15 protein-coding genes are annotated in these 15,257 nt (G+C 59.7%); 1 reads left to right on the top strand and 14 read right to left on the bottom strand.

The genetic code is table 11. The features are described 5' to 3' along the window. Nucleotides 1-6 precede the first annotated feature (6 nt). The 7 genes from ACYVDM_RS22535 to loiP all read right to left on the bottom strand — a co-directional run bounded on the left by ACYVDM_RS22535 (nucleotide 7) and on the right by loiP (nucleotide 6,081). Nucleotides 7-741, bottom strand: a complete 735-nt coding sequence (locus ACYVDM_RS22535; RefSeq protein WP_415789798.1) for an amino acid ABC transporter ATP-binding protein — start codon at nucleotides 739-741, stop codon at nucleotides 7-9. Nucleotides 742-759: 18 nt separating this feature from the next. Further along, complete coding sequence (locus tag ACYVDM_RS22530; protein WP_415789794.1) at nucleotides 760-1,449, bottom strand: amino acid ABC transporter permease; 690 nt, start codon at nucleotides 1,447-1,449, stop codon at nucleotides 760-762. Further along, entirely contained in the window at nucleotides 1,442-2,131 is a 690-nt protein-coding gene (locus ACYVDM_RS22525) for an amino acid ABC transporter permease (protein WP_415789793.1), read from the bottom strand. Before ACYVDM_RS22525 ends, ACYVDM_RS22530 begins: the two co-directional genes overlap by 8 nt. Before the next feature lie 129 nt (nucleotides 2,132-2,260). After that, on the bottom strand, nucleotides 2,261-3,079 hold the full coding sequence (locus ACYVDM_RS22520) for an ABC transporter substrate-binding protein (protein WP_415789792.1): 819 nt from the start codon (nucleotides 3,077-3,079) through the stop codon (nucleotides 2,261-2,263). A gap of 90 nt (nucleotides 3,080-3,169) precedes the next feature. Continuing rightward, nucleotides 3,170-4,372 (bottom strand): aminotransferase class I/II-fold pyridoxal phosphate-dependent enzyme, encoded by a 1,203-nt coding sequence (locus tag ACYVDM_RS22515; RefSeq protein WP_415789790.1) that lies wholly within the window; start codon nucleotides 4,370-4,372, stop codon nucleotides 3,170-3,172. Beyond that, complete coding sequence (locus ACYVDM_RS22510) at nucleotides 4,372-5,049, bottom strand: RraA family protein (protein WP_415789788.1); 678 nt, start codon at nucleotides 5,047-5,049, stop codon at nucleotides 4,372-4,374. Before ACYVDM_RS22510 ends, ACYVDM_RS22515 begins: the two co-directional genes overlap by 1 nt. 291 nt (nucleotides 5,050-5,340) lie before the next feature. After that, nucleotides 5,341-6,081, bottom strand: coding sequence for a metalloprotease LoiP (loiP, locus tag ACYVDM_RS22505; RefSeq protein WP_415790318.1), 741 nt, complete (start codon nucleotides 6,079-6,081; stop codon nucleotides 5,341-5,343). A 466-nt stretch (nucleotides 6,082-6,547) separates the two neighbouring features. Here loiP and ACYVDM_RS22500 point away from each other — a divergent pair, with 466 nt between their 5' ends. Beyond that, nucleotides 6,548-6,916, top strand: a complete 369-nt coding sequence (locus ACYVDM_RS22500) for a hypothetical protein (protein WP_415789786.1) — start codon at nucleotides 6,548-6,550, stop codon at nucleotides 6,914-6,916. A 65-nt stretch (nucleotides 6,917-6,981) separates the two neighbouring features. Here ACYVDM_RS22500 and ACYVDM_RS22495 read toward each other — a convergent pair whose 3' ends face one another. The 7 genes from ACYVDM_RS22495 to kdgD form a co-directional block, all read right to left on the bottom strand. Then, the gene (locus ACYVDM_RS22495; RefSeq protein ID WP_415789784.1) at nucleotides 6,982-7,968 is read right to left on the bottom strand and encodes a 2-hydroxyacid dehydrogenase; all 987 of its coding nucleotides are present in this window, start codon (nucleotides 7,966-7,968) and stop codon (nucleotides 6,982-6,984) included. Between the two features lie 43 nt (nucleotides 7,969-8,011). Then, nucleotides 8,012-9,091 (bottom strand): Ldh family oxidoreductase, encoded by a 1,080-nt coding sequence (locus ACYVDM_RS22490; RefSeq protein WP_415789782.1) that lies wholly within the window; start codon nucleotides 9,089-9,091, stop codon nucleotides 8,012-8,014. Further along, the gene (locus tag ACYVDM_RS22485) at nucleotides 9,088-10,770 is read right to left on the bottom strand and encodes an ABC transporter ATP-binding protein (RefSeq protein ID WP_415789780.1); all 1,683 of its coding nucleotides are present in this window, start codon (nucleotides 10,768-10,770) and stop codon (nucleotides 9,088-9,090) included. The genes ACYVDM_RS22490 and ACYVDM_RS22485 overlap by 4 nt, the downstream gene beginning before the upstream one ends. Continuing rightward, a complete protein-coding gene (locus ACYVDM_RS22480) occupies nucleotides 10,767-11,696 on the bottom strand; it encodes an ABC transporter permease (protein ID WP_415789778.1) in 930 nt (309 codons plus the stop codon). Before ACYVDM_RS22480 ends, ACYVDM_RS22485 begins: the two co-directional genes overlap by 4 nt. A 2-nt stretch (nucleotides 11,697-11,698) precedes the next feature. Next, nucleotides 11,699-12,613 (bottom strand): ABC transporter permease, encoded by a 915-nt coding sequence (locus ACYVDM_RS22475; protein ID WP_460475475.1) that lies wholly within the window; start codon nucleotides 12,611-12,613, stop codon nucleotides 11,699-11,701. An 81-nt stretch (nucleotides 12,614-12,694) separates the two neighbouring features. Then, nucleotides 12,695-14,206: an ABC transporter substrate-binding protein gene (locus tag ACYVDM_RS22470; protein WP_415789773.1), complete on the bottom strand. Its 1,512-nt coding sequence runs from the start codon at nucleotides 14,204-14,206 to the stop codon at nucleotides 12,695-12,697. A 106-nt stretch (nucleotides 14,207-14,312) separates the two neighbouring features. Further along, complete coding sequence (gene kdgD, locus ACYVDM_RS22465; RefSeq protein ID WP_415789771.1) at nucleotides 14,313-15,218, bottom strand: 5-dehydro-4-deoxyglucarate dehydratase; 906 nt, start codon at nucleotides 15,216-15,218, stop codon at nucleotides 14,313-14,315. Nucleotides 15,219-15,257 lie beyond the last annotated feature (39 nt).

The raw sequence follows: 15,257 nt of genomic DNA, 5'->3' as shown, positions 1-15,257 counted from the left end.
GATTACTCATCCTCTCGGGTGCAGAATATCGCTGAGAAAGCGCTGAGCACGCGGATGTGCCGGCGCGCTAAAAAAGTCCGCCGGTGAGCCGCTCTCGAGGATTTCCCCGGCATCCATAAAAATCACCCGATCGCAGACGTCACGGGCAAACCCCATTTCGTGCGTCACACACACCATCGTCATGCCGTCTTTGGCCAGAGACTTCATCACCTGCAAGACTTCGCCAACCATTTCCGGATCGAGTGCGCTGGTGGGCTCATCGAACAACATCACCGGCGGCTGCAAAGCCAAGGCCCGTGCGATCGCCACCCGTTGCTGTTGTCCGCCGGAAAGCGCTCCCGGATAGGCATCGATTTTGTGCGCGAGACCGACACGCTCCAGCAATGCATGAGCGAGCTCCGCTGCTTGCTTGCGAGGACGCTTCTGGATATTCACGGGCGCAAACACGACGTTGTCCAGAACGCTCATGTGCGGAAACAGATTGAACTGCTGGAACACGAAGCCAATCTTTTGGCGCAGCTGATTGAGATTGGCTCCCTTGGCATAGACATCCTGGCCGTCGACCAGGATGGTGCCTTTTTCAATGGGCTCCAATCGGTTGATCGTCCGGATCAGGGTCGACTTGCCAGACCCGGAGGGCCCGCAAACGACGACAACCTCGCCGCGTGCAACGTCCAGATCGACATCTTTCAGCACATGGTTTGCACCGTACCACTTGTTAACTTTTTCGAGCTTTATCATGAACATGCCTTCAATACGTTAGGCCATCGCACGCGCGCGACGCACTCTTCGATCCACCCAATTCATCCCACGACTCAGGCTGAAGCACAGCAGAAAGTACATAATCGCCAGAATGCCGAATACCTGTAGCGGCTTGGTCAAAACCAGGTTATTGACCTGGTTGGCGGCAAACGTGAGTTCGTTCACACTGATGACGTAACCCAATGAGGTTTCCTTAATGGTGGAAACAAACTGGCTCGTCATGCTGGGCAGCACATTCACCAACGCTTGAGGCAACACGACCTTGCGCATCGTCGTCCAATAACCCACCCCCAAAGACCGCGATGCCTCGGTTTGTCCGCGTGGGATCGCCTCAATCCCTGAACGAATCACCTCAGAGAGATAGGCACTTTCATACAGCACCAGTGCGCACAGCAGCGTCCAAAAGCCACTAACGACCTCGCCGGTCAGTTTGGGAATGACGAAATAGGCCCAGAAAATCAGCATCAGCAAAGGCATTCCGCGCACGACATTCACCAGCACGGCGCTCGCGCGACGCAACCAGGAAATCGGACTTACACGCGCCAACGCGATCAACAAGGCCAACGGCAAAGACAGGGCCAGGCCGCACATCGCCAAAATCAAGGTCAAGGCCAGACCACCAAGCGGCCCATTCGGATATTGTCCGACCAGAAACGTCGGCCAGTATTGAGCAATCACCTCAAGCATGATGGCTCCTACGAGTGGGCACGTAGCGCGAATAAATGTGCGAACCGATAAACATGATGCAGAACGAGCCCAACAGATACATCACCGTGGCGGCGCCAAACGTCGCAAAGGTCCGATAAGTTTCGTTTTCGATTTCTCTGGCCTGATAGGTCAGTTCGACCACACCGATGGCCATCGCCACGCTCGTGTTCTTGAACAGCAGCAACGCCCGGCCGATCAACGGTGGAATCGCCGCGCGCAGCGCTTGCGGCACAATCACAAATCGCATGCATTGCAGATAGCTGCAGCCCAGCGCGCGCGCCGACTCGAACTGTGTCCCGGGAATGGAACGCAACCCGCTACGGATGTCTTCCGCAATGTACGCGGCAGACCCTAATGCCAACGCAATCGCGGCCAGCGACAACTCAGCATTGTGTTCATAGAGCCAATCCCGCACGCCTTCGGGCAGCAGTTCAGGCATACCGAAATACCAGAACAGGACCTGCACCAGAAGCGGCACATTACGGTGGTATTCGACGTAAGCGTCGACGAACCAGCGACACGGAGCAAAATCGGTCGTACGCACCACCACCAACAGGACGGCAATCGTGAATGCCATCACCCAGGCAACCAGGAACAGTTGCACGGTGGTGAGCATGCCATCGAGCAGTTGATATAGATAAATTGGTTCGAGAAAACCCATAAAACGACACTCTCTCTAGTGGCGTACCGCGGCCAACCGTTTTAACCGGGAGACAACGCACGCCGAACGCAGTGCTCACACAGATGCGGGCCGCACGTCACTGCGACCCGCGCATTGCACAACGGCGGATCAGCCTGCGATCGGACCGATTTTGAAATCGCGCTTGAGCTTATAGGGCGTTTCCGCGCCGAACCATTTCTCGAACAGTTTGGCGGCTTCGCCCGAGGTTTCGGCTTCGTCCAGCACCTGATTCACAGCCTCCAGGAAGCGGGTTTCAGATTTCTTGATGCCCAGGCCCCATGATTCGCTGAACACCGGCTTTTCCACCACACTGACCGGCGCGGTGGGCGGGCTTTGCAGGACCAGGCGAACGAGCACCAATTCCGACGCGAACTGTGCGTCAACTTTCTTTTGTTGCAAGGCCAAATACGCCGCCGAACTATCACTGAATCCCAGGACTTTGGATTTGTCCAGGATGCGCTTGATTTCGCGCTCGGAGCTAGAACCCTTGGTCGCGGCAATACGACGTCCGTTCAACGACTCGATCGTGTTAAAACCCGAGTCCGCGCGCACCAGCAACTTTTGCGGACTGACATAGTAGGCATTGCTAAATGCAATCTGCTCTGCACGTTCGGACGAATAACCCAGGTTGGCTGCCAGAATATCGACGCGGCCTTCGCTCAACTCAGGGACACGCGCGGCCACCGACAACAACTTGTATTGCACCTTCACGCCCAGCTTGTCAGCGACTAGCTTGCAAATATCAACGTCGTAGCCCACTAGCTGGCGCGTCGACGCGTCTTGAAAGCTAAACGGCTGAGACGTACCCAACGTACCGCACAAGAGTTCGCCCTTTGCTTTGACCTCGTCAAGCTGATCTGCCTGTGCCGACACGCCGGCCAGGGTAGCGCACGCCAGGAATGCGGCCAAAACGGTTCTACGTATCATTGATTGCCCCTTTTGATAATTAGTTGTGGTGAAAAAAATCCAATACTGATGGGAGAACTGCGCGCAGCGCCCAGCCGCCATCAATCTGGCTTAAACAAGCTTTTCGCAAGCGGCACGAATCGCCGAACAACCCTGGCGGATATCGTCCAGCGATGCCGCGAAGGACAAGCGGAATGTACCCGGTGCGCCGTAGGCATGGCCATCAATCACGGCAACGCCCGCCTCACGCAACAAGTAGTGCGTCAATTCGGTATCCGTGTTGATAACTTCGCCTGTCGGGGCTCGCTTGCCGAGCAAGCCTCGACAATCCGGGAACACGTAGAACGCCCCTTGCGGCTCGACAATTCGCAAACCCGACGTGCCCGTCAGGACTGCCAATGCCGTATCGCGGCGCTCGCGGAACACCTGGGCAAACTCGGCGACGCAATCCTGCGGACCCGCCAATGCCTCCAATGCCGCCGCCTGACTGACGGACGATGCACCCGACGTGCTTTGCGACTGCAAAATCGCCATCGCCTTGATCAACTCGTCAGGTCCGGCACCATAACCGATACGCCAGCCCGTCATGGCATAAGCCTTCGACACGCCGTTGACAACCAAGGCGCGATCGGTCAACTCCGGCGCAGCCTGCAGCGGATGTATCGTGGCACTGCCCGAGAAATTCAGCCGAGCATAGATATCGTCGGTCATCAACCAGACATGAGGATGACGCACCAGCACATCGGCCAAAGCACGCAGTTCCTCGCGGCGATAGACCGCGCCCGTCGGATTACTGGGTGCATTGAGCATCAGCCACTTGGTGCGCGGTGTAATGACACGCTCCAGCGCCTCGGGCGTCAGCTTGTAATCAGTTTCCGGTGCTGTTTCCGCGATCACCGGCACACCGCCATTGACAAGCACCATATCCGGGTACGAAACCCAGAACGGCGCCGGGATGATCACCTCATCGCCCTCATTCAAGGTCGCCGCCAGGCCATTGAAAATCACCTGCTTGGCTCCCGTGCTGACGATGATACGGGACGCCGGATACGCCACGCCCGTTTCTTCCAGCAACCGTACACCGGCGGCCTTGCGCAGGGCCACCGTCCCCTGGGCCGGTGGATACTTGGTCTCGCCACGGTTCATCGCCGCCGTCGCAGCCAGACGAATATGCTCAGGCGTCATGAAATCCGGCTCGCCCACGGTCAGATCAATGATGCGGCGGCCTTGCTCGCGCAGCTCGGCAATAATGGCTCGGGCAGCGACACTGGGCGACAGTTTGATGCGTTTGATTTTGTCAGCGATGATGCTCATTACACAGCCCCCGACTTCTGCGCAATGATCCGGTCTATCCAGGGCTTGGTATAGGTACCGGTATTCAGTTTTTCCTTGATCGAGGTTTCGTCGGCCTCTTTCTTCAGCGCCAAGGCCAAAACGGCCTCGGCATGTGCGGCCGGAATCACGACGACACCATCGGCATCACCTACCACCACGTCGCCAGGAAACACAACCTGACCGCCCACCGACACCGGTACATTGATCTCGCCTGGACCTTCTTTGTAGGGGCCGCGGTGTGTCACGCCACGCGCAAAACAACCGAAATCTTCTTGCGCGAAAACGTCAGCGTCCCTGACCGCCCCATCAATGACAAACCCCACTACTCCACGCGCGCGAGCGTCCATCATCATCAACTCGCCGACCAACGCATTGTTGGTATCACCACCACCGTCGACAACGATCACATCACCTGCCTTGGCAAGCGAGATCGCTTTGTGAATCATCAGATTGTCCCCGGGACGGGCCTTGACCGTCAGCGCGCGGCCCACCATACGGCGCGCCTGCGCATGCAAGGGACGCAATCCGATCACGCCATACAGGCGATTCATACAATCGCTGATCTGCGCCGAACCAACCGCCGCGAAATTGGCCAGGACGTCAGAGGAAACAGCCGGTTCAGGCTGGGGAAGAACACGGTATCCGATAAGACTCATGAGCTTGGGCAATGAATGTGTGAGTAAAGATAAAAACCAGCACGCATTACAAAGCCTGGGCCATCAATCCTCAAAACGATATAAATTCTACGAAATTCACGAAAAAAATTCGTGCATAGATAAAAGGGTTATCGATACGTTCGCAGATCGGCAAACGAAGGCCGCCGACGATCTACCGCTATAGCCAACACCTTGACCCTGAACCACCACGAAAAACGGGGCGGAGTTTGGGTCATCCGAACCCAAACATCCGCCCCGCGCGATTAACGCGTGCGAGTCCAACTCAGCGGTTTACTTGCTGGCGTCGATACGTTCCTGCATATGTGCCGCACGGTCGGGCGAGGACGGGTGCGAGCTGAACATGCTGCTCTCGCCGCCATCAAGCTCGGCCAGTTTCTGGAAAGCCGTCACCAGGCCTTCGCGGTTCATTTTCTTCTCGGTCAGCAGATCAAACGAATAATCATCCGCCGAGGTTTCCTGCGATTGCGAGAACTGCGCGTTAATGAACGCTTCGGTCATATCACCCAGTTGCGACGAGTTCAGAGCGGTCGCAATGTTGTTGCCCGAGGCATTTGCGGCATCGCGTGCAGCGGCCACCGCGTAAGCGGTTTGCATGGCTTTCTTGGTGTGACCCAGGGCCACGTGACCCATTTCGTGACCGATCACGCCACGCAATTCGTTGTCATTCATCAAGTCCATCAGGCCGCTATAAACGCGCACGCAGCCGTTGCCCATGGCCCAGGCGTTGACGTCCTCGGTCAGGTAAACCTTGTAGTTGATCTTCTGGCCGTTAAGGTCCATGTTGCCAAAGCCCTTCATGATCTTGGTCAGGCGCTTGGAGTATTTGTTACCGGCTGGTGCGATCTTTGACGACTTATCACTATCCTTGCATGCCGCATCCGACAACTGAACAATCTCGGTGTCCGACAGGCTGACGGCCGATGCCAAGTTCGAGCCAGCGGAGAGCAGGCTGTCGGCATTCATACCGCTGCAACCTGCCAAAAACACGCTGGCAGCCAGTGCCGTGCACATCAATTTCGCTTTATGTTTCATTTGTTTGAGATCCTCTTCTTCAGCCTGCTTGTACATTATTTGAGTGGGCTACGCGTGCCCGATGACCCCATCGGCTCGTCCCAATGGGCCGATAAATGGCAGGCTAGACTGTAATGACAAGTGACTGATCGTTAGGTGTTATACATTTTCAAATTGCAACTAAACTTTTTAACTAACCAATTTTAAGAACATCAGTCACGTGTCGGACCAACGCACTTTCAATGCCCCATTCCTAGGCGGAATCGGTCAGACCGACAAAGTCGAAACGATGGCGTCTTTCAAGTAATTACGCTGCACCGGATTGTGGCCCCGCGGCAATTAGGCAGCAACCTGCTGCATAATTTCGACAGCCGGCCACGCTTGGGCAAAAATCCGCAGGGACTTGAGGTTGCGTGGCGAAAATCGATGGTCTTATAGTGCTCACGATCAGATAAGGAGACCACCGTTGCAAGGTCCTCACGAGCACCTGGTAACCGTTGCACAGCTTTATGGTGTATCGGAAACCGCTCTGGTATTAAGCATGCTGGCCGGTAACGGCATCCCTACGACGGTCGAAAGCTGGCACACAGCGACCACCGCATGGCATTATTCCCTCGCGCTGGACGGGGTCAGATTGCTCGTGCCAGCGGGTCACGCGCAAGCGGCGCGCGAGGTGCTAGGCAGCTTCGAACCCGCGCCTCGCGGACGTCGATGGAAACTGACCTTGTACTTCTTGCTGGCTTTTTGGTGGGCAACGGTTCCACCACCGCCTCGGGGATTATTCATCGCGCGAGAGACACACGTTGACGCTGCCGACGATCTGGCAGCCTTATGAACTAGGCATCATCGCTAGCGGTACAAGGCGATCAGACAATCAAGTCAGCTGACTGGCGGCATTTTCTACGAAATTGCCGGCCCATGGATCTGGTGCGCCAGCGGGCCGCCGGCCACGCAGGCATCCACATTGGCCGCCATTAAACGGGCACGCCGGTTGATGGTGCCGTCGGTCCAGGCCGACATATGCGGCGTCATGACCACATTGTCCAGCTGCGCAAACGGCAGTCGCGACGGAGCGGCTGCCTCGTTGGGCCGGGCGGGGTACTGATACCAGGTATCGATGGCCGCTGCGCCAATGCGTTTTTGCGCCAAAGCGTCGTACAGCGCCTGCTCGTCCACGACCGGTCCGCGCCCCACGTTGATCAACATCGCATGCGCACGCATCTGCGAAAAAGCCGTGGCATCGACCAACCCTTCGGTGGCCGGCAACAAGGGCAAGGACACGACGACAAAGTCGCACGCGCGATAGAACGATTCCAGCGCATCCAGGCCAGACCAGCCATCGACCTCATCAGACACCGCCACGGGACTGCGGTTGGCCGCCAGCACCCGCATGCCAAAGGCCTTGGCGCGCCGGCTGATTGCCTGCCCGATATGGCCATAGCCCAGCAGCCCCAGCGTGGCCGTACCAATCTCGCCATGCAACGCATCCGGCATGCCCGAACGGTACCGCCAGTCGCCTTGGGCGAGGCGGGCATGCGCATCGGCCAGCGGCACGCGCTGATTCAAGATCGTGGCCATGACATATTCGGCGATCGCCGGCTCATGGCCATAGCAGTTGCACACCGCCACCTGTGCGGGCAGCACGCCTAGGTCGATACGGTCGTAGCCCGCCGCGCAGACCTGGTACAGGCGCAGGCGCCGCGGCGTGGGCATCGAAGCATCCAGCCGGTTGCCGACTATCATGTCGGCCTGCTCGAACGCCTGGATATCGGCCGGCTCGACAAGTTTCTCAGGTACGACCCGAATACGGGCCTCGCACGTCAGCGCCGACTGAAAATCCCGCAGGTACGTGGTGGCGTTCTGGCCGTGGAAAACAATATTGATCATCGCCGTCTCATTCGCATCGCGGCCGCGGTCCGCGGCCGGCCGGTCAATCTTGCAAGGCGGGCGGAAATGGTACGCCCAGTTGCCGGGTCCAGGTCTCGAGGCCCGTACGGATATCCGCGCTGACGCTCACACCGTCGCGGCGCTGTCGCGCGGCGCGGGCCAGCGCCGCGTCGCCCGGCACCCGTACCGGCCGCGCCGGGTCGATGGGACGGGCGGCACGCGTGGTATCGGCCAGGGCTTGCATTTCATCCAGGAATATCTCGCGGCCCGCAAAAGCATCCGGATCGATCACCTGCAACAAGAACCCTTGGGCCTTCTCGCCAGACAGGCGCCCCAGCCCCGGCAGACCCAACGACATGGCGCCCACCAGCATCGCGATGGCATAGCCCTTGTACCCATGATCCAACCCGCCCAGCGGCAAGATGGTGCCGGGTGGATCGGTTGCCAAGGCACCAGGATCATCGGTCACCTGCCCGTCCGCACCCAGCAGTGCCAGCCACGGCAACCGCTCGCCGCGCGCCTGTACCTGCTTGACGAAGCTGTTGCTGGTCAACGAGGTGGTGGTATCGATCAGAATGGGCGTCCCCCGCGTAGGAATGCCGGCAGCAATGGGCTCACTGGTTACCACGGGGTCCAGCCCGCCGAACGGCGCCACGGAACGCACCTTGGTATCGGTGGCCCACAAGAGGCACAAGTAGCCGGCATCGGTCAGGTCGGGCAGGTAGACCTGCAGGGCGCCGATATGCTGGCTATGGCGCACCGCAATGCTGACCATACCTTGCTCGGGCACGCGTTGCAGCGCCGTCTGAATGGCTTGGTCCAGCACCCAGTGACCCGGCAACATGCCGGCATCCCACAGCAGGCAGCCGCCCTTTTCCGACACGCGCTCGATCTCGCCGTGGCGCCGTGTGGCACCCTCGACAATCTCTTTCAGGTAACGCGGTAACAGCGCCAACCCGTGCGTGTCGTGGCCGTACAGGTCGGCGTCGACCACACGCCGCGCCACGACGGCCGCGATAGCCGCATCGACCTCAATGGCCAGCAGGCAACGTCGGGTGAATTCAATCAACGCCTCATAGGCGTAACGTGTCTGGGGCATGGGGGAATTGGTAGGGAGTGTCATACCAGCGCAATACCACCGGCCTGTGCGCTGACATCCGCGCGCAGCCATTTGGGCTGCGGAGTGGCCGCCAGCAGACTGCGGGTGTATTCGTGGCCGGGTTGCGTAAAAATAGCCGAGGTCGGCCCTTGCTCGACGATCTTGCCTTGCTGCATCACCATGATCCGGTCGGCGAACTGGCGCACGATGGGCAGGTCATGCGTGATGAACACATAAGACAGGCCCAACCGCGTGCGCAAATCGGCCAGCAGGTCGATCACCTGCGCCTGGATCGACACGTCCAGCGCCGACACCGCCTCGTCGCACACGATCAATTCAGGTTCGCTGGCCAGCGCACGGGCGATGGCAATGCGCTGGCGCTGGCCGCCGGAAAACTGGTGCGGATAGCGCGGCGCGTGATCGGGCTTCATGCCCACCAATTCCAGCAACTCGGCCACCCGGCCGTGCCAACGGGACTTGGCCAGAATGTCGCCATGGATGGCCCAGGGCTCCGAAATAATGTCGTGCACGGTCATGCGCGGGTTCATCGAGCCGAACGGGTCCTGGAACACCATCTGTACCTTGCGACGGAACTTACGCATCTGCCGCTCGTCCATCCGGAAGATATCCACGCCGTTGTAATAGGCGGCACCCGAGGTCGCTTCGAACAGCCTGAGCAGCATACGGGCGACACTGGACTTACCCGAGCCCGATTCGCCCACGATACCCACCGTTTCGCCTCGGCATACCTCGAAACTGACATCGTCCACCGCGCGCAGTACTCGCTTGCCCGCGAATGCGCCGGACGACAGCTGGTATTCCTTGACCAGGTGCTCTACGCGCAGCACGACTTCCTGAGCCACAATGCCCGAACGACGGTTCGATACGTCGGCCTCGTCGCCGTGCGGCAGCGCCGCCGTCAACGTGCGCGTGTAGTCGTGCTGCGGGTTAGTGAATACCTCGCGCGCGACGCCAGCCTCGACGATCTTGCCCGCCTTCATCACGATGACCCGGTCGGCCATCGAGGCCGCCACTTCCAGATCGTGCGTGATCATGATCAGCGCCATGTGGTGCTCGCGCTGCAGGTCACGCAGCAGATCCAGGATCTGTGCCTGCACGCTGACATCCAACGCGGTAGTGGGCTCGTCGGCGATCAGCACGTCGGGCTTGAGCGCAATGGCCATGGCAATCATCACGCGCTGACGCTGGCCACCCGAGAATTGGTGCGGGTAGAAATCGACACGCAATTCCGGTTCGCGGATCCCGACACGGCGCAGCAGTTCGATAGTCTGCTCGCGCGCGGCTTTACCGCTAGCGGCGCCATGACTTTGAAAGACCTCAGCGATCTGCCTGCCCACCGTATACACAGGGTTCAGGTAAGCCAGCGGGTCCTGAAAGATCATGGCGATCTTGCAGCCGTTGATGTGCCGGCGCGCGTCTTCGCTAAGGTGAGCCAGGTCTTGCCCCTGAAACAGGATGCTACCTTGGACGATATCGCCCGGTGGGCAGTCCACCAGCCCCATCACCGTACTGGTGCTGACGCTCTTGCCCGAGCCGCTTTCGCCCAGTATCACCAAGGTCTCGCCCGGATGCACGTGGAAAGACACGTTGTCCACCGCGCGCACTGGTTCATCGTCCGACAGGAAGTCCACCGTCAGCCCGTCGATACGCAAGATAGGCTGTTTGATTGTTTCGGTATTCATCGCGCGGCCTTCTTCAGTGTCTGCAGCCGCCAGCGTTGCTGCGGGTCGGCCACGGTCCGAGCCCAGCTCGACAGGATATTGAGCGACAGCGTGGTCAGCATGATGGCCAGCCCCGGCCAGAAAGCGATCCACCAGGCGCTGGACAGATAGCCACGCCCATTGGCGACCATCGCCCCCCAGGTGAACTCGGGAGGCTGAATACCCAGGCCCAGGAAGCTCAGGGCCGACTCGGCCAGGATCACTGTGGCGAAATCGATGGCCGAGATGGTGATCAGCGTGGGCAACACCAGCGGCGCAATGTGCCGCAGTATGATGCGCGCCGAATTCGCCCCCATGGCACGCGCCGCGCTGACAAACATGCGCTCGCGCAGCTCAAGCACTTCGGCACGCGCCGTGCGCAAATAGACAGGCATGCGCGTAATGGCCAGCACGATCACCAGATTGGTGATGCTGGGCCCCAGCGTATACAGCACGATCAGCGCCAGCAGCAGCGACGGAAAGCTCATGATGATGTCGGCGCCGCGCTGGATGACATGGCTGTACCAGCTTTCGCTATAACCGGCCACCAGTCCCAGCAGGCCGCCCACCAGCATCGACGTGAACACAGCGGCGGCAGCAATGCCCAGCGTATTGCTGGCCCCCACCACCAAGCGGGGCAGAATGGGTCGACCCAGCGTATCGGCGCCCAGCATATACAGCCAACCGGCATCGATATTGAACGGCGCCATGTTGCGATGGCGCAGTCCCAGCTTGGTGGCGGCGTCGCTCATCAGCCAGGGGCCCAGCAGCGCGGCCAGCACCAGCATAGCCAGGAACACGGCGGCGACCAATGCCAACTTGTCGCGCTTGAGATAATTGAACAGCACCCGGGCCTGCGGCGGCTTGGGCACGGACGTCGATGGAACAACGGATGAAATAGCGGACATGATCAATACCGAACGCGAGGATCGAGCACCGCATACAGCAGGTCGATCAGAATATTCAGAATGAAGATCGCGGTCGCGGTGACCAGGATCGTGGACTGCACGACAGCGAAGTCGCGCTGGATGATCGAATCAATCATCAGTTTGCCGATGCCGGGCCAGCCGAACACCGACTCGACGATCACCGCGCCGTTGATCAGGCCCGTGGCCAGATCACCCGCCACGGTAATGACCGGCAGCAGCGAATTGCGCAGAGCGTGGCCGAACACCACAGAGTGGCGGGCCAGACCCTTGGCACGCGCCGTCTTGATATAGGGCGAGGCCAGCGACGACAGCATGGTGCCGCGCACCACCTGCACCAGCAGGCCGAAGGGGCGCAGCATCAGCACAAAAATCGGCATCACCCAGAATTCCCAGCCGCCGGTGCCCGACGTCGGCAATATCCCCATACCTACCGCGAACACCAGGATCCCCACGATGGCCACCCAGAAATCGGGCGCGCTGGCGCCCGCCAGCGACACCACGGTGGCAATGCGATCGAACAGGCCACGCGGTCGGGCCGCGGCCATCGACCCCACCACAATGGCCAGGGTCAGCGACAACAGCATGGCCACGGAGGCCAGTTTCAAGGTCTGCGGAAAGGCTTCCAGCGCCACATCCAGTGCCGAACGGTGCTGCCGCATCGATTCGCCAAAATCCAGCCGCAGCAGGTCGGCCAGGTAATTCCAGAACTGGATGTAAATGGGCTGGTCCAGCCCGTTCAAGTGAGCGAAGGCGGCACGCGCCTCGGGAGTGGAATCCAGCGGCAGGTACAGCGCCGAGGGATCGCCGGTCAGGCGGGTCAGGAAGAACACCAGGGTCAGCAGACCCAGCATTGAGATAACGCTATAGGACGCCCGTCGTCCAAGATAATGCAGCATAGTCGGGTCCTTGGCTTGCTTGAAAGACAGCAACCGGAAACGCCGCCGCAACCATGCAGGTAGCGTTTCCGGAAGGAAGCATCAGTTCTTGAACTGAATGTTCGCGAGTGGGATTTCGCTGTTCGTGGTGATATCCGGCTTCCAGTTGAGGCGGTCGCCCACGCGGGTGTAGCCGAGCATGTGGAACATCGGAATATCCGGCACGATTTCGGTGCGCATCTGGCGGAAGATTTTCTTGAATCCATCTTCACGCGCCGTGCCGGTGGCGGCCATCGCAGCATCGATTTCCTTGTCCACGGCCGGGTCGGTTATCGACGAATACTGGCCGCTGGAACGATAGAAAATCGGGATGGAGAATGCCGCATCACCCTTGTTGTTGTCATGCATCATCTGCACCAGGGTGGCCCCGCGTTCGGCCGGGAAAGGCTTCTGCAAATAGCGCGTCCAGTCCGCCACGTCCAGCATCACCAGCTTGACGTTCAGGCCCGCTGCCTGCCACATGGTCATCATGGCTTCCATGGCCTCGGCGCCATTAGGGTAGATGCCATTGCGGCCGATCAGCTTGATCTCGGCGTCGACCTTGACGCCATCGGCCTTGGCAGCTGCGATCAACTTTTTGGCTTCGGCCTCATCGTATTTCCAGGGTTCCAGCCCGTCGTCGTGCCCGATGATGCCGGGCACCACCATCTGCGAGGCGCGCTGGATGTCGTCGCCGAATAGTTGGGCAAGGCCCTCCCAATCGATCGCCAGGTTCAGCGCCTTGCGGATGCGCACATCGTTTAACGGAGGCTGATCCATGTCGATGCGGATGGCAGTCGTTTCCGAGTTCAGGTAGGCGAAATCAGTCTTGGGATTCGTCGCATCCTGGATGGCAATGGACGGTGTCAGATCGGCTTCGCCGGTTTCTACCATCGCAGCGCGTATCGACGATTCCTGGCGCCAGACATAAGTGGCCTTGGTCACCACGGGCTTCTTGCCCCAGTAGCCGTCGAACGGATCCAGCACCACTGTCTGCGGCGAAAAGGTCGTGAGCTTGTACGGGCCGGTACCCACCGGGTCGTTTACCGCCTTGTCGACCGGCGTCTTGGGCGAAACCGCCATCACCACGCTCAACAGCGTAGGCAAGATGGGTTGGGGCCGGTCAGACTTGATTTCAACCGTGTAGTCGTCCAGCGGCTTGACCGTCAGCTTGGCGTTGCCGAACTTGGCCATGTTGTTGCAGGTCAGCTTGCCGCCAGTCATCCGTTCGATGGAAAACGCCACTGCCTTGGCATTCAGGTCGGAGCCATCATGGAACTTGACACCCTCGCGCACCTTGAAGTGCCATGTCGTGGGATCGACCTGCTTCCATTCTGTGAACAGTTTGGGCATGGCCTTGCCGGTCTTGGCGTCGATGACCGTCAGCGACTCGGTGATGTTCTGGTTCAGCACCTGACCGACGTTGGTCATGATGCTGCCGCAGGGCTCCAGGTTGGCGGGCTGTTCGGGCAATACGATGCGGATGTCGTGGCTGGCGCCTTGCGCCAGCACTGGGCTTGCCGCGCCGGCCAGAATGGCCGCCGAGACAAGTGAAACGATGCCTACTGGATTCATGTCTTCCTCCGTTGGGGGTTATGCAACAGTCCTGCTTTGTTTTTCTCGGACGGTTACCTGGTACGGGCCGCGCCCGTGCGCGGCTCGTACCAGTGGCTACTGCAGATCAGCTGCCGGCACGGGCGATAAGTGCCTTCAGCATGTCTTTCTCTTGTGGCTTCAAGTCGGTCAGCGGCGCGCGCACCGGGCCCGGCGTATGGCCAATCAGTTCCACGCCCGCCTTGATGATGGACACGGCGTAGCCCTTCTCGCGATCGCGAATGTCGGCGAACGGAAAGAAGAAGCTGTCCAATATCTGCGCCATGGTGGCCTCGTCATTGGCGTTCAGCGCCTTGTAGAAGCGCAGCGCCAGCTCGGGCACGAAATTGAAAACGGCCGACGAATAAGTGCTCAGGCCCAGACCCTTGAAGCCCTGGGCAAACAGTTCGTGGGTGGGCATACCGCCGATATAGCTCAGCCGGTCGCCCAGCTTGGCGGTAATGTGACGCACCAGCTCGGTTTTGCCGGTGCCGTCCTTGAAGCCGACCAGATTGGGGCAGGCATCAGCCAGGCGCGCCACGGTGTCGGCTGTGGCCACCGAGTTCGCGCGGTTATAGATGATGACGCCCAGGCCGGTCGAATCGCATACGGCCTTGATGTGCTGGTAGATGCCTTCCTGCGGCACTTCCATCAGATAGTGGGGCAGCAACAGCAGGCCGTCGGCGCCCGCCTCTTCGGCGCGGCGCGCAATGTCCTTGGCCAGTTCGGTACCGTAGCCGCAGCCAGAAATAATGGGCATGCTGCCCGCCGCTTCCTTGGCGGCGCGCGTCACATCGCCGATTTCCTGCGGCGTCAGCGAGAAAAGCTCGCCGGTGCCACCAGCGGCAAACAACGCCGCCGCCTCGTAGCCCGACAACCAGGAAACATGCTTCTGGTAGCTGGGCAGATTCAAGCTGAAGTCAGCGTTGAAATGCGTGACCGGAAACGACAATAGCCCGGATGCGATACGAGTCTTGAGTTCTTGGGGGGACATGCGTGCCTCTCAGTGTCATAGGATGTATTTCCAGCAAAT

This window comes from Bordetella tumulicola (genome assembly GCF_054779135.1).
The sequence above is the reverse complement of the archived record's forward strand: the minus strand, read 5'-3'. Positions and strand labels throughout refer to the sequence as shown.

What these genes read in the sequence shown, in the direction of transcription:
- ACYVDM_RS22535 (WP_415789798.1), bottom strand. Translation starts at nt 741, where the DNA reads ATGATAAAGCTCGAAAAAGTTAACAAGTGGTACGGTGCAAACCATGTG.
- ACYVDM_RS22530 (WP_415789794.1), bottom strand. Translation starts at nt 1,449, where the DNA reads ATGCTTGAGGTGATTGCTCAATACTGGCCGACGTTTCTGGTCGGACAA.
- ACYVDM_RS22525 (WP_415789793.1), bottom strand. Translation starts at nt 2,131, where the DNA reads ATGGGTTTTCTCGAACCAATTTATCTATATCAACTGCTCGATGGCATG.
- ACYVDM_RS22520 (WP_415789792.1), bottom strand. Translation starts at nt 3,079, where the DNA reads ATGATACGTAGAACCGTTTTGGCCGCATTCCTGGCGTGCGCTACCCTG.
- ACYVDM_RS22515 (WP_415789790.1), bottom strand. Translation starts at nt 4,372, where the DNA reads ATGAGCATCATCGCTGACAAAATCAAACGCATCAAACTGTCGCCCAGT.
- ACYVDM_RS22510 (WP_415789788.1), bottom strand. Translation starts at nt 5,049, where the DNA reads ATGAGTCTTATCGGATACCGTGTTCTTCCCCAGCCTGAACCGGCTGTT.
- loiP (WP_415790318.1), bottom strand. Translation starts at nt 6,081, where the DNA reads ATGTGCACGGCACTGGCTGCCAGCGTGTTTTTGGCAGGTTGCAGCGGT.
- ACYVDM_RS22495 (WP_415789784.1), bottom strand. Translation starts at nt 7,968, where the DNA reads ATGATCAATATTGTTTTCCACGGCCAGAACGCCACCACGTACCTGCGG.
- ACYVDM_RS22490 (WP_415789782.1), bottom strand. Translation starts at nt 9,091, where the DNA reads ATGACACTCCCTACCAATTCCCCCATGCCCCAGACACGTTACGCCTAT.
- ACYVDM_RS22485 (WP_415789780.1), bottom strand. Translation starts at nt 10,770, where the DNA reads ATGAATACCGAAACAATCAAACAGCCTATCTTGCGTATCGACGGGCTG.
- ACYVDM_RS22480 (WP_415789778.1), bottom strand. Translation starts at nt 11,696, where the DNA reads ATGTCCGCTATTTCATCCGTTGTTCCATCGACGTCCGTGCCCAAGCCG.
- ACYVDM_RS22475 (WP_460475475.1), bottom strand. Translation starts at nt 12,613, where the DNA reads ATGCTGCATTATCTTGGACGACGGGCGTCCTATAGCGTTATCTCAATG.
- ACYVDM_RS22470 (WP_415789773.1), bottom strand. Translation starts at nt 14,206, where the DNA reads ATGAATCCAGTAGGCATCGTTTCACTTGTCTCGGCGGCCATTCTGGCC.
- kdgD (WP_415789771.1), bottom strand. Translation starts at nt 15,218, where the DNA reads ATGTCCCCCCAAGAACTCAAGACTCGTATCGCATCCGGGCTATTGTCG.